12 protein-coding genes are annotated in these 12,791 nt (G+C 55.3%); 5 read left to right on the top strand and 7 right to left on the bottom strand.

Annotation, left to right across the window (positions count from 1 at the left end; genetic code table 11):
- The first annotated feature begins 3 nt into the window (after positions 1-3).
- The 3 genes from GN111_RS14180 to GN111_RS14170 are packed head-to-tail and all read left to right on the top strand — an operon-like array spanning position 4 to position 2,715.
- The gene (locus GN111_RS14180; RefSeq protein ID WP_155304377.1) at positions 4-570 is read left to right on the top strand and encodes a cob(I)yrinic acid a,c-diamide adenosyltransferase; all 567 of its coding nucleotides are present in this window, start codon (positions 4-6) and stop codon (positions 568-570) included.
- Positions 558-1,232 carry a ferredoxin--NADP reductase gene (locus GN111_RS14175; protein ID WP_155304376.1) on the top strand — a complete coding sequence of 225 codons (675 nt, stop codon included), beginning with the start codon at positions 558-560 and terminating at the stop codon, positions 1,230-1,232. Before GN111_RS14180 ends, GN111_RS14175 begins: the two co-directional genes overlap by 13 nt.
- Before the next feature lie 34 nt (positions 1,233-1,266).
- Entirely contained in the window at positions 1,267-2,715 is a 1,449-nt protein-coding gene (locus tag GN111_RS14170) for a trimethylamine methyltransferase family protein (protein WP_155304375.1), read from the top strand.
- Positions 2,716-2,744: 29 nt separating this feature from the next.
- Here the strand turns inward: GN111_RS14170 and GN111_RS14165 are convergent, their stop codons facing one another.
- Positions 2,745-2,939, bottom strand: a complete 195-nt coding sequence (locus GN111_RS14165) for a CooT family nickel-binding protein (RefSeq protein WP_197740548.1) — start codon at positions 2,937-2,939, stop codon at positions 2,745-2,747.
- Between the two features lie 146 nt (positions 2,940-3,085).
- On the opposite strand from GN111_RS14165, the gene GN111_RS14160 reads away from it, so the two are divergent.
- Complete coding sequence (locus GN111_RS14160) at positions 3,086-3,565, top strand: rhodanese-like domain-containing protein (protein WP_170302287.1); 480 nt, start codon at positions 3,086-3,088, stop codon at positions 3,563-3,565.
- 22 nt (positions 3,566-3,587) lie between these two features.
- On the opposite strand, the gene GN111_RS14155 is transcribed toward GN111_RS14160, so the two are convergent.
- From GN111_RS14155 to GN111_RS14130, 6 genes are all read right to left on the bottom strand, one after another.
- The gene (locus GN111_RS14155; RefSeq protein WP_155304373.1) at positions 3,588-4,982 is read right to left on the bottom strand and encodes a sigma-54-dependent transcriptional regulator; all 1,395 of its coding nucleotides are present in this window, start codon (positions 4,980-4,982) and stop codon (positions 3,588-3,590) included.
- 3 nt (positions 4,983-4,985) lie between these two features.
- Positions 4,986-6,503, bottom strand: coding sequence for a two-component system sensor histidine kinase NtrB (locus GN111_RS14150; protein ID WP_155304372.1), 1,518 nt, complete (start codon positions 6,501-6,503; stop codon positions 4,986-4,988).
- Positions 6,500-6,991: a hypothetical protein gene (locus GN111_RS14145; protein WP_155304371.1), complete on the bottom strand. Its 492-nt coding sequence runs from the start codon at positions 6,989-6,991 to the stop codon at positions 6,500-6,502. The genes GN111_RS14150 and GN111_RS14145 overlap by 4 nt, the downstream gene beginning before the upstream one ends.
- Positions 6,992-7,068: 77 nt before the next feature.
- Positions 7,069-7,656, bottom strand: coding sequence for a hypothetical protein (locus GN111_RS14140; RefSeq protein ID WP_155304370.1), 588 nt, complete (start codon positions 7,654-7,656; stop codon positions 7,069-7,071).
- A 118-nt stretch (positions 7,657-7,774) separates the two neighbouring features.
- Positions 7,775-9,475, bottom strand: coding sequence for a sulfite exporter TauE/SafE family protein (locus tag GN111_RS14135; protein ID WP_155304369.1), 1,701 nt, complete (start codon positions 9,473-9,475; stop codon positions 7,775-7,777).
- 153 nt (positions 9,476-9,628) lie between these two features.
- A complete protein-coding gene (locus GN111_RS14130; protein WP_155304368.1) occupies positions 9,629-10,060 on the bottom strand; it encodes a hypothetical protein in 432 nt (143 codons plus the stop codon).
- A 595-nt stretch (positions 10,061-10,655) separates the two neighbouring features.
- On the opposite strand from GN111_RS14130, the gene GN111_RS14125 reads away from it, so the two are divergent.
- On the top strand, positions 10,656-12,740 hold the full coding sequence (locus GN111_RS14125; RefSeq protein WP_155304367.1) for a molybdopterin-dependent oxidoreductase: 2,085 nt from the start codon (positions 10,656-10,658) through the stop codon (positions 12,738-12,740).
- Positions 12,741-12,791: the final 51 nt, after the last annotated feature.

Genomic DNA, 12,791 nt, shown 5'->3' with positions numbered 1-12,791 from the left:
GGTATGAAGATTTACACCGGTACGGGGGATCGGGGGAAAACCAGCCTTTTCAGCGGAGAACGGGTGTCCAAAAGCAGCCTTCGCATCGAGGCCTACGGCGACCTGGACGAACTGAATTCCGTCATGGGGGCTGTGGCGGCAGCGCTCGAACCCAAGCATAACGACCTGAAAAAAGAGATCCAGTTCGTTCAGGGGATGCTCCTGGATGCAGGGGCCTGGATGGCGACCACGCCCCATGCCGCTACCACCCGCTTTTTGAAACCTTTCACCGAAGCGCCGGCCAAATGGCTGGAGGATGCCATCGACCGGATGAACGCTTCCCTTCCAGAGCTGAAACAGTTCATCCTGCCCGGCGGCCACCTCTCCGCTTCGCTGGCACATATGGCGCGGACCGTCTGCCGGCGGACGGAGCGACGGACCATTTCCCTGGTCGAATCGGATAATGACGGCGCCGGCGAAACTATGGTCCATATCCTGGTTTTCCTCAATCGACTTTCCGATTATCTGTTTGTCCTTGCAAGATACTGCAACCATCTGTCGGGCCAGGGGGACTTTTTGTGGGAGGCCTGAGCGGCAAACCGAATTTTTCAGCGGTATTGGTGGACCGGCGACGGCTGGCGCCCGGTGTCCTCGAATTCCGGCTGCGGCGCCCGGACGGTTTTACTTTTTTCCCGGGCCAGTTTTTGCGTTTTACGGTGGATGGGGTCCAGAGGGATTATACCATGGTTTCCCGTCCTGAAGCGCAGACCATCGATTTCTGCATCGCCGTGGCAGACGGGGGGCGCTTTTCCACCGCAATCCGACAGGCCCGGATTGGAAGCCGGTTTCAGGCGTCCGGTCCGCTGGGGCATTTCATCTACCAGGGGGCAGCCAACCCGGCAGTGTTCGTGGCTACGGGCACCGGAATCGCCCCCTTCGTGGCCTTTTGCCGCAGCGGCGTGGAGCGTGCATTGCTGCTGCATGGCGTGCACCATGCCGACGGATTGATTTATCGAAACGTCCTGGCACCTGCCGTACAAGGGTATTTTGCCTGCATTGGCAGGCCAGCCACAATCCCGGAAGACGGGATCGAGGTCTATGCGGGTCGTGTCACCGATTACTTGAAATCGGAGTTGGCTCCCGGCACCTACGATTTCTACCTGTGCGGGCGGCGTGATATGATTAAAGACGCCACGGCTGTCATCGACGGGCGGTTCGGCGATTCGCGGCTGTTTATCGAGAATTACGATTAACCATTAAGTTGACCTGTCAATAGGAAGGGAAAACATGATACCGACCGGCGAAACCCGCATGGCCAGCGCCCATTATGCCCGTATGGGCCACGACGAGTGCGACCGCATTCACATCGCCACCTTGGAGATCCTGGAGCGGACCGGGGTGGACGTTCACGACGAAAACGCCCGGAAGATCCTGGCAGCCGGAGGAGCCAGCGTCGACGGAGTCCGTATCCGTATCCCGGAATTCATGGTCACCCGAGCCCTTGCCAGCGCCCCCCGCAGGCTTACGTTGTATGATCGGGCCAAGCGGCCGGCGATTCGCGCCTGGGGGCACAACACGTATTATGGAGGCGGTTCGGACTGCCTGAACGTTCTGGATCATCGGACGGGGAAGCGCCGCGAACCGCTGCTTGCCGATGTTGTCGCGGCAACAAAAGTGATGGACTTTCTGCCCGAGATCGATTTCGTCATGTCGCTATTCCTGCCCAAAGACGTCGATGCACGCATTTACGACCGCTATCAGATGGAAGTGATGCTTAACCACACCACCAAACCCATCGTTTTCGTTTCCCCGGATTTCCAGGGCTGCGTCGCGGCCGTGGAAATGTGCGAAGCCGTTGCCGGCGGCGAAGAGGCATTTCGGCAATATCCTTTCGCCACCTGCTACATCAACGTCACGGCAGGGTTGGTAGCCAATGCGGAATCGCTCCAGAAATGCATCTACCTGGCCGAAAAGGGGCTGCCTCAGCTGTGGATCCCATTGAACGCCGGCGGCGTCAATTCACCGGCCACCATCGCCGGTTGCATGGCCTCCATGAATGCCGGCATTCTTCTGGGCGTCGTGCTGTCCCAACTGGTCCGCCCCGGCGTTCCCATTGCCGTGCCGGGCTGGAACGGCGGCCCTTATAACCTCAAAACCATGGTGGGCAATTATGTGTTGGCCGACGAGCAGGGGGTGCCCACAAGCATGGGGAAATACTACGATCTTCCGGTGTTCGGCCTGGGCGGGTCCACCGATGCCAAGGTTCTCGACCACCAGGCCGGCATGGAGTGTACTGTCAGCCTCATGACTGCACTGCTCCACGGCGCCAACATCGTTCACGATGTGGGGTTCATGGATTCGGGCATTCAGGGCTCCCTGCAATTGCAGGTAATGGCCAGCGAAACCATCGGTTTTCTCCGGGCCGCCACCCGGGGAGTTGTCGTGGACGACGAAACCCTGGCCCTGGACGCCATCCACGAAGTCGGGCCAACGGGAAGCTTCCTGCAGCACCCGCATACCTTAAGGCATTACAAGGAGCCGTTTTATTCGAAGCTTTTCGACAAAGGACCCTACTCGATGTGGGAGAAAAACGGGCGCCTGACGCTTGAGGAAAAGGCGGCCAGGGAGGTCGACCGAATCCTGGATACGCATACCGCCGAAGCGCTGCCGGAAAAGGTTCGCGAGGCCATTGCTTCCATTGTCCGCAGGGAGCAGGCGTGGATCGACAATCAATAGTATTGATGTCTACAGCCGGCCGCTTGACGTCACACCGGCGTAAATACCATCCGTTTTTCGCTGTTGTTGTACAGGATCATCCTAGCGCTGATGGTTTCTTCCTCGCCGAATATGTTGACCAGACGCATACCGCCGCCGGCCACTTCCTCGATGATGTCCACGTTTTCCAGCACCTTCTCTTCGGCGCCGTTTTTCCTGATAAATACACTGATATCACACATCATTCATCTCCTATCTGAAATGGGCGGCCACGGCAGCCCGCCCACGATCTTGGAACCGTTTTTGTACTCCTTTAACCAGCGAAAAACAATTGTGGACAATCCGGCTGCAAATTGCAATACCGTGCATGGATAAAACAAAAGGGTCATCCATGACGATCAAACAGACCATCAAAGAAGCGACGATCCTTATCCTGGCAGCGGTCGGGATTGCCATCGCAATCCATATTATCCGGCCCGATAGGATCGCGCCCGTCGTTGACCGGTCCAACGGCGGTGACGTCCAAACGATTCAGCAGACTTTAGGGGTCCGGGAAATTTCGGTCGAAGAAGCCCGGCATCTTTTCAAAGAGGAAGGCGTCCTTTTTGCGGACTCCCGGCATCGGGCCGATTATGAGGCCGGGCACATCCAGGGTGCCGTTAATCTTAACGTTACCGAGCCGGATGCCTGGCTGCCGGACTTTATTCCCGCCACCGATCCTGCGACGCGGATCGTTACCTATTGCGACGGAGAAAGTTGCCCGCTGGCCGAGGAACTGGCCGAACTTCTCGTGCTTAACGGTTTCGAGAATGTCGGCTACCTCAAAAACGGACTGACCCGCTGGCGTGAAAGCGGACTGCCCGTCGAGTAATCGTTTTCCCTGCCTGCACCTGTTACCGGCGGTACGGCTCCGCCGAAATGTCGTAGCGGCGCATGATTTGTTGCAGGGCCTGGCGTTCGAGGCCGCAGGCCTTGGCCGCCTGGGTCACGTTGCCTTTGCTTTGCGAGAGCATATGGCCGATATAGGCTGAATTGAAGGCCTTCAGGTTGTTCTCCTTGGCCTGCTTGTACGGCTGGTCCAAGTTCGGTGTGATTTCGGCCTCCGGTACCGCTGGGGGTTTCCGACCGATTTTCACGTCCTTCAAGGTAATTTCATCGGATTGGGAAAACAGAATCCCCTGCATGATCATATTTTCCATTTCACGAACGTTTCCCTCCCATCTGCGCGCGACAAAGGCGTCCATCAACGCCGGTGAAAATCGCTTCGACGCTTTTCCAAGCTTGCGGCAATGCTTCTCCAGCAGATGGTTGGCAATCAGGGGAATGTCCTCCACCCGTTCCCGAAGCGGCGGCAGCCGTATGGGAAGCACGTTGAGCCGGTAGAAAAAATCCTCGCGGAAATCTCCGGATTTGATTTTTTCGGCCAACGGCTGATTGGTAGAGGCGATGATGCGCACATCCACCTGGACGGGACGGGCGTCGCCCAAGGGTTTGATCTCTTTTTCCTGCAATACCCGCAGCAGTTTGGTCTGGATTGTGGGGGTGATGTCCCCGATCTCGTCGAGGAAGATCGTACCGGTATGGGCTTCCTGGAAAAGTCCCTTCTTGTCGCTGGTGGCATGGGTGAAGGCGCCTTTCTTGTAACCGAACAACTCACTTTCCAGAATGTGTTCGGGAACCGTGGGGCAGTTCACTGCGATAAAGGATCGCTTGCTGCGGTTGCTCAGGGCATGCACCGCCCGTGCGGCCAAGTCTTTGCCCGTACCCGACTCGCCGGTGATCAGCACCGTGAGGTCGTTCTGGGCCACCGTACGGATCGTTTCGTACACGCGCTGCATTTTTGGGCTTTTACCCACCAGTTCCTGAAACATGTCCGTCGAGTGGCACTCGTGATGAAGCCGCAGGTTTTCTTTCAAAAGCCGGCTGCGTTCAAAGGCTTTTTCCAGACGCATCACCAGGGCATCGTGATCGAAGGGCTTGGTGATGAAATCGTAGGCGCCGCGTTTCATGGCTTCCACAGCCATTTCGATATGACCGTAGGCGGTCATCATGACGAAGGTGATCTCCTCGTGGTCGGATTTGACCCGTTCGAGCACTTCGAGACCGCTGATACCGGGCATTTTAATGTCCGCCAGCACCAGGTCGTAGTCGCCGTCGCGGATCATATCCAGGGCCATTTCTCCCGAGGCGGCGGTGTCCACCCGGCACCCGAGTTCGGGCTCCAGGCTTCTTTTGAGCAGGGTGAGCATGTCCGGTTCGTCATCGACGATGAGAAGATGTTGTGCCATGGTCTATCTCCCTGAATTCGGGGGACTGACGGGAAGGGTAAGGGTGAACGCCGCTCCCTGTCCCGGTTCGCTTTTCACACTGATGTTGCCCCCATGGCCTTTAATGATGCCGTAGCTGACCGAAAGCCCGAGCCCGGTTCCCTCTCCGGTAGGCTTGGTCGTGAAAAACGGATCGAAGATTCTGGAAAGATTTTCTTTCGCGATACCATGTCCGGTATCGGACACCTCCACGGTGATCCGGCCGGTGGCAGCGTTGATCCCGGTGGCGATGGTGATGGTACCCTCGCGCTCCACGGCATGAATGGCATTCATCAGCAGATTGATCAGCACCTGTTTGATCTTCTTTTCGTCGATGCGTGCCAAAGGGAGCCTGGGCCCGAAATCCGTATTGATGTCAATGTTTTCGAGATTGCTGTGATGGCGAACGAAACCGATGACATCCTCGATGATGTCATGGATATCCAGGTTTTCCTTCTGAGGACTGGATGTCCGGGCGAAGTTGAGCAGGTCTTCGACAATGGCCTTGCAGGACTGGACGTGTTTTTCGATGGTTTTCAGGTCGTTGAAACGATCGGATTCGGCGTCCTCGCCGCGTAGCAGAAGCTGGGTATAGCCAAGGATAATGCCCAAAGGGTTGTTGATTTCGTGGGCGATACCCGAAGAGAGTTCTCCGATGGAGGCCAGCTTGTCGGCCTGGGCCATCTGTTTTTGCATCAACCGGCGCTGCTCGATATCCTTGATCAAAAAGTGAATGGTTTCTCCGTCCTCCGAGGGGCTTTTGGCCAGGCTTCCCGAAAGCAGCACCCGGCGGCGGACACCGTTTTTCAATACCAGATCGAATTCCTCGCTGGAGATGAAGCCGCGATTTTCGATGTGTCGACTGATTGCGCCCCAGTCGCCGGGGCCGGAGAGAAAATCCCGGAAGTATTGATGGTCGAGGGCTTCGCCCCCGCTGGCGCTCTGGACGTCGATCATATTTCTCCCGGCCGGGTTGATGTTGACAATCCGTCCATCTCTGCGCGTAACCAGGATCATGTCCTTGGAGACTTCGAAGATACGGCGGTATTTCTGTTCGGAAATGACCAGGGCCTCGGTTCGTTTTTCCACCAGTTGTTCCAGGTTCTGGTTGAGGTAGAGCAGCTCCTCATGGGCATTTTGTAGGGCCTGCCGGTCTTTCAAAATCGTGCCGTAAATGACCCATGTGCGTTCGAAGAAAAGCGTAACCGAGGCGACCACGATAAAGGTAAAGGTATTGACCGCGCCGGAAAATGGCTGAATGGCGGTCCACAGATCCCGGCGGTCGATGAGCAGAAAGATCTGTTTGAGCAGATGTCCGGCGGATCGCGAGATGGCGAAAACGAACAGGGCCAGGCAGACCCACAGCAGGTAAGTGAGGATAATATTGTTGGGGTCACGTTTTTTAAGGCGCAGGCTCATTCCGTAGCTGACAAAGGCGAAAACGATCATCAGGATGGAGCCGACAACGTCCACCGACCAGATGGGAATCAAAGAGGCGGTCATTGACGGCCTCCTTTATCGGCGACTGCGGGCGGGACCTCCTTGAGCATGTGGCGCAGTCCCATCATCAGAAAAATCATGGCCGGCACGCACAACAGGTGGTCCAGCTTGGTCAGGTAGTACACCGTGGCCAGCCATTCATAACCGTCGACGGCCGTGACCTGGATTCTCCAGTTTCCGAGATTGTCGACGCTGACGGCGCGAACCTGTTCGTCGAGGAAATGAACCAGAATGGTGTCTAAATTCCAGAGAATGAAGAAAAGGGCCGCATACTGGATAAAACGCCAACCCGGCCGTTTTACCAGCCCCGCCTGCCGCAGCCAGTAAATCAGAAGCAGCATGGAAAAAAGGAAGAACAGGTGGGCAAACTGGTGGACCCAGACACCCTCGATTCCGGCGTGACCCTGGGTGGCCAGAGCCGGAGCCGAAGGAATCAGCAGCCATAAAACCATCCAGGCGGAAAAAACGAAAAAAATACGATTCAGCTTCATTGCAGCAAATAAGTCGCTGTGGAGGTGATTCTCACGACGGGTATCGGGCCTTTTGGCCAGCGGCAGGCAAATTCGATTCAGCCGTCGCCGGAGCGCCGTCGCTTTTTAACCATGGCGGCAGCCACAAACCAGATCAGGTGCACAAGAACGAGGCAGATCACAAACCAGAAGAAAGCGCTGACCGCAATGGGTTCGCCGCTGGCTCGCGAGAACGAGAAGATTGTCTTTTGGCCAATCTGTCGAAGCAGTTTTTCAGGCCCGTAGGCATGGTTCACGTAGGCCGCGAAAAAAAGGATGGGCAAAATTGCCGTCGCGATGCTTTTTAAAAAGCCTTCAAAAAAGTAGTCGTAGTACGCTTTGTTCAATTGGGCCTGGTCGATGTTTCTGGCAAGCAGTTTGGCCTTTTCGCGATCTTCGCAGGCCATGGCCTCTTGGCGCAGTTTGTACCAGTGCTCATAGTTTTTTTTCAGTTCGACGTACCGTTTGGTGTGGTACACGCTGCCCAGAAATTTGGTGAAAGCGACCAGCAGAACAACCAGCATGAAAATCACCAGGGCCGGGCCGATACGGTCGTTGAGTGGGGCGAGAATCCCATCCAGCATGAACGCAATCTGGACGATGAACCCCACAATTGCGTCCCACACCCTGTCCATCCATTCATCCATGGGCATTTCCGATGAGAGAAACGATCCATCTAACAAACCGGTTTGTCGAAAACCGTTGGCATAAAAGCACAATAGGGGAAGGCTGGCGCCTTCCCCTATTGTTAATATTCTTCACAGATTAGATCCAGATCTCGATCTTGAAGAACCGGAAGAACAGGAAGAACAGGGTGATCGCCAGAACGACCTTCAGGGTTTTTTCGCTGAAGAGCTTCTGGGCCCGGCTTCCCAGCATACCGCCGGCAAACCCGCCGATGATGATGGCGATCATCAGCCAGAGGTCGGGGTAGTACCCGGTCATCAGGTAGCCGATAAAAGAGCCGATACTGGAAAAAGAGGTGCCGATTAGTGAAATGGGCACCGCTACGTACATGGGCAGGGCGCCCAGGGTGGTCATGGCTGGAACCAGCAGAAAGCCGCCGCCGATGCCGAAGGAACGGGAGACCACGCCGATGGCCAGACCGAGGATGGCGAACAGCAGGGGATTGATCTTGAATTCCTCGCCCCAGAACTTGAAGCGATAATCGACCAGGCTGCTCTTGACCGGCTCGATCTTGCCCATTTCCACGGATGTGCCGTCCGCTTTGGCCTTGGCCACGGCATCGTTGAACTTTTTGACCATGGCTTTGATGTTTTTACGTTTCTCCATCATTTTCGGAGACAGTTCCCGCAGGGTCTGGATACCCATGAGAACCACCAGCACGGCCAGCCACTCTTTGTAGGCCTTTAAGGGCAGTACGGCCGAAACGTATTTACCCAGCCAGATGGAGCCAATGAAAATACCGGCCCCGAAGGAAAGGCCGATGGGCCAGGCCACACGCCGTTCCACCACTGCGTATCGATAGAACGAGCCCAGCGGCGAGAAGAGGGTCAGGGCCATGTTGGAGGGTTTCAAAACGTTGGCGGCGTTGATACCCACCGGGCCGGCGGTTTTGACGACCAGCACCTGGAAGGCGGCCATGAGCATGCCGCCGGCGGCACCGATCATGGAGAAGTAGGTACCCACCAGAATGGCACCGATGATGATCCAGATGGGATTCATGTAGCGGTAGCCTTTGGAGAGCCAGAAGCCTTTGCCGGCGACATTGTATGAAGCGCTTTTCTCGCCGTTGACAAAGACGTCGAACTTGGTGTCCGGTGCGGTGTGACGGTAGGTTTTAAAAGTTGCGGTAAATTTGCCGGTGGCCTTGTCCAGTTTGACGGACGTGCCCTTGTCCCAGTAGTTGCCGCTGGTGGCATGGTCGGTGATCACGGTGCGGGAGAAGATGGTCACCTTGCCGACATTGTTGCCTTCCTTGACGATGGTATTGATTCCGTAGCTGGATTCGTTGGCATACCGGAGGAAATTCCATTGTTCCTCGGTTTGGATGGGACCCAGCATGGCCTTGGCCGTGGGATCGACTTCGGCAAAGTTTTTTTTCAGGTAATACATGGTGGTGTTGTAAATGCCGCCCTTTTTGCCAAGAAGCACGGACGGTCCGCCGAATTTCTTTTTTCCTTCGGCACCGAAGGCGCCCGGATTGTTGGTGATCATGTAGTACATGGGCGGGATCTTCGTATCCGCACTGAAATTGGCTTTTTCCATGTCTTTCTTGAAGCGTTTGACTTCATGTACGCCGTTGGTGTCCTGCGGGGCGAACATTGTCTGCTGAGCCACAGCGATGTACAGGTCCTGGCCCGGGAGGATGGTACCCTCTATGGTGACCGTGTCCCCCGCCTTTACTTCGGTGGCGGAAATGGTGGCAGCCGTGCTGCAGATCCCTGTGGTTGTAAAAACAGCTATTAATGCGATCATAATAGCCGGAAACAAAACTTTCTTCATTGTCAACCTCCTCATGGTAAAGTAAAAATACGCTCGCCTTTCAGGCATGCAGTGTGAAAAAGAAAACAACTCCAGTTTCCCCTAAACCGCTCGGAGCCCACGGCTCCTCGATATCGATTATCAGAGCGGATTTGCGCCCCGCATATCCAACATTCAGCTTCCAGCGGCCTGCTCTTTGAGTTTGCGGTATTTGACCGCCAGAATCCCTCCCGACCACGCGCCGATGGCACAGATGCCGATTGCAACCAGCGCCTGCAAGCCGGACATGAGAATAAAGCCGCCCGTTTTATAGCAAAACCCATTGACCGCAATAAACGATAAAACAGCCACCAGTACCCCCGCAGCCAAAGAGGAGAGACGCGTGCGGCATATTTCGTTTTCGGCCCCTTCGATCAGCATATATCCGGATATGGATGCATTGATGCCCATAATCAGCGGGAGCAGCAGAGATAGCAATTCAAGACTCATGATGGTGCTGAAAAACCCGGCCAGAATCAACGTTCCGATCAGACCGGAAAGCGTGCTCCAGGCAAATGCCTGTATGGCCGGTAATGTGCATATGATATAAACAAAGGCTCTTTTCATCTTCTGGCTTTCGGCTCCTCAGGGCGTGAGGTCCCCTAACGGGGCAGGAATATCTCCCACCACACAGCAAAGCCTGTGCCATGGGTCGTCTTTGATGGGGAAGAGGGGCCCAACAGGAATTTAACTCTTTGAAAGAATGTACGATATGGATGAATCGAACCCGATTTGTCCGGCTTCGAGGAAGGCGTTGAAAGTGGTTTTCGTTTGCGCGTATTCATATAAATGCAAGAAAAATATTGCAGTTTCTCTTGGGTTCACCAAAAACTTCGGTTTTTTAACGTGTCAAGGTATTGCAAAAAAATTATATCAGTGCAAGAATTATATTTCATCTTCCTGGATTTCTACTGCGGAACCGCCTCTTCCTCTACTTTTGAGTTCTCGTGATATGGTAAAATTTCAGTGCGATAAAGAATCCAGCGAAAGAAACGGATCAAAGAAAACAAGAATAAAGATGGTACGGATGTTGCTATCAAATGCAACGATTTCGTGCGGGAGAAGGGATGCAAGATCTGCAACGCTTCCGATCCCTTGCGGATGCTGAATCCACCGTAGGACACAATGCTGCATATAATCAGCTGCTTTCTGGAGGCAAGGCATGGAAAAGGAAGTCTACAGTCTTTGTTTTATGTGTTCGGTTCGCTGCCCCATCAAAGTCAAGGTCAATGATGGACAGGTGACATGGATCGAAGGCAATCCGAACGTTGCGGGCATGGAGGGCAGTTTATGCCCCCGAGGTGCCGCTGGCACCTCCCTGTTGTATGACCGCCAGCGGGTGCAGAGCCCTATGATCCGGGTCGGCGACCGGGGATCGGGAAACTGGCGAAAGGCCAGTTGGGACGAGGCCCTGGATTATGTAGGTGAAAAACTCAAGGGGATTATCGATCAATATGGGGGGCACAGTGTCGTTCTGGGCGAGCGGACCCAACTGGCTACCCATGTGAGCAAAACCTTTTTAAAAGCCATCGGCTCTCCCAACCATTTTACCCATGACGCCCTGTGCAAGGGGTCGGTGAATACGGCCTGCCGTTCACTTTTCGGTTACACCGATGGACAGATCGGTGTCGACTACGGCAATACCCGGCACATTGTTCTTTACGGCCGCAACATTTTCGAAGCCATCTCGGTCAAAGAAGTTAACAACCTGATGAAGGCTTTGGAGAACGGGGCCAAGATGACCTACATCGATCCACGTGTATCCATAACCGCCACCAAAGCGCATCGCTACTGGATGATTCGGCCCGGTTCGGACCTGGCCCTCAATTACGCCCTGATGCATGTGATCCTCAATGAGCGGCTTTACGATGCCCAGTATGTGGACCGTTGGGTGCATGGTTTGGCCGAGCTTCGGGAATTCGTCGAGCCGTATACGCCCCAGTGGGCGGAGGCGGAGACCGGCATTCCCGCTGATCAAATTGTCGCTTTTGCCCGCGAGGTTGCCAAGGACCGGCCGGCAGTGGCATTTCACTACGGTTACCGTGGGGCCAGTCATACCAACGAGATCTACCTGCGCCGCTCGATTCTCATGCTGAACGCCCTGATGGGGTCTGTAGAGGCAAAAGGGGGACTCTTTTTTAAGAAGGGTCCCGGTGAAGTCGGCGGCAAGGCGGCGCGAAAACTGGTCGAGCAGGACTTCCCCAAAATCGAGGTGCCGCGTTTCGACAAGGTGGGAACACCCGATTTCCCACTACCCGACCCGGCCCACGGGGTGCCTCACCGGCTGCCTTATGCCATTATGAACGCCGATCCTTATCCCATCAAGGCCCTGTTCAATTTCCGCTTCGAGCCCCTGATGTCGATCGCCGATACCGAGCTGACCCGCAAGGCCTTGGACCAGCTGGATCTGATCGTTACCATCGATATCAATTATAGCGATATCGCCTGGTACAGCGACGTGATCCTGCCCGAGTCCACCTATCTGGAACGCACCGATTGCATCCAGCAGGCCAACGGGCTCAAGCCCCAGATGTTTCTGCGGCGTCAGGCCGTCGCCCCCCGCTACGATACCCGTGAGGGGGCCATGATCCTGAAGCAGATCGCCGAGCGCATTGGTACCGGCCATTATTTCCCCTATGAAAGCATGGACGATCTGGTCCGCTGGCAACTCGAGGGCACGGGGTTTTCCATGGAGGATTTCGAAGCCAAGGGGTTTGTGGCCTACGGAAAGCAGAAGATTTTCTGGGACCGGCAGGATGGCATTAAATTCAAGACTCCGTCAAAGAAAATCGAGTTCAAATCCTCGCTGCTGGAAGATGCCGGGTTTGCATCCTTCCCAGCCTACGAACCCATGCCTGCGCCCGAGTCCGGCAAGTTCCGTCTGGTGACCGGCCGCAATGCACTGCACACCCACATATCGACCCAGAATGTGGAATACCTTAACGAGTTGTGCGGCGAGAACGTACTCTGGATCAATACCGGCAAAGCCGCCGAACTGGGCATTGCCAACAAGGACGTGGTGGAAATTTCTTCCAGTCGTCACAAGGGTCAGATCCGCGCCTATGTGACCGACCTGATCCATCCTGACTGCGTGTTTCTATTGCATGGGTTCGGGCATCAGGCCAAGGGTGCGGAGCGCTCCTACAACAGGGGCGTAAGCGATGCGGCCTTGCAGGAAAACATATTCGATAAAGTCGGAGGCAGTCCCGCGTATCATGATACCTTTGTTGACGTGAAAGCCGCCTGATTTTCTGCTGTTCACCATTGAAGCTGCGGTGAATGCAACCGCAAGTGCAAC

The sequence above is a fragment of the Desulfosarcina widdelii genome (assembly GCF_009688965.1).
GTDB classification, from domain to species: domain Bacteria; phylum Desulfobacterota; class Desulfobacteria; order Desulfobacterales; family Desulfosarcinaceae; genus Desulfosarcina; species Desulfosarcina widdelii.
The sequence above is the reverse complement of the archived record's forward strand: the minus strand, read 5'-3'. Positions and strand labels throughout refer to the sequence as shown.

What these genes read in the sequence shown, in the direction of transcription:
- GN111_RS14145 (WP_155304371.1), bottom strand. Translation starts at nt 6,991, where the DNA reads ATGAAGCTGAATCGTATTTTTTTCGTTTTTTCCGCCTGGATGGTTTTA.
- GN111_RS14170 (WP_155304375.1), top strand. Translation starts at nt 1,267, where the DNA reads ATGATACCGACCGGCGAAACCCGCATGGCCAGCGCCCATTATGCCCGT.
- GN111_RS14155 (WP_155304373.1), bottom strand. Translation starts at nt 4,982, where the DNA reads ATGGCACAACATCTTCTCATCGTCGATGACGAACCGGACATGCTCACC.
- GN111_RS14180 (WP_155304377.1), top strand. Translation starts at nt 4, where the DNA reads ATGAAGATTTACACCGGTACGGGGGATCGGGGGAAAACCAGCCTTTTC.
- GN111_RS14130 (WP_155304368.1), bottom strand. Translation starts at nt 10,060, where the DNA reads ATGAAAAGAGCCTTTGTTTATATCATATGCACATTACCGGCCATACAG.
- GN111_RS14140 (WP_155304370.1), bottom strand. Translation starts at nt 7,656, where the DNA reads ATGGATGAATGGATGGACAGGGTGTGGGACGCAATTGTGGGGTTCATC.
- GN111_RS14160 (WP_170302287.1), top strand. Translation starts at nt 3,086, where the DNA reads ATGACGATCAAACAGACCATCAAAGAAGCGACGATCCTTATCCTGGCA.
- GN111_RS14165 (WP_197740548.1), bottom strand. Translation starts at nt 2,939, where the DNA reads ATGATGTGTGATATCAGTGTATTTATCAGGAAAAACGGCGCCGAAGAG.
- GN111_RS14135 (WP_155304369.1), bottom strand. Translation starts at nt 9,475, where the DNA reads ATGAAGAAAGTTTTGTTTCCGGCTATTATGATCGCATTAATAGCTGTT.
- GN111_RS14125 (WP_155304367.1), top strand. Translation starts at nt 10,656, where the DNA reads ATGGAAAAGGAAGTCTACAGTCTTTGTTTTATGTGTTCGGTTCGCTGC.
- GN111_RS14150 (WP_155304372.1), bottom strand. Translation starts at nt 6,503, where the DNA reads ATGACCGCCTCTTTGATTCCCATCTGGTCGGTGGACGTTGTCGGCTCC.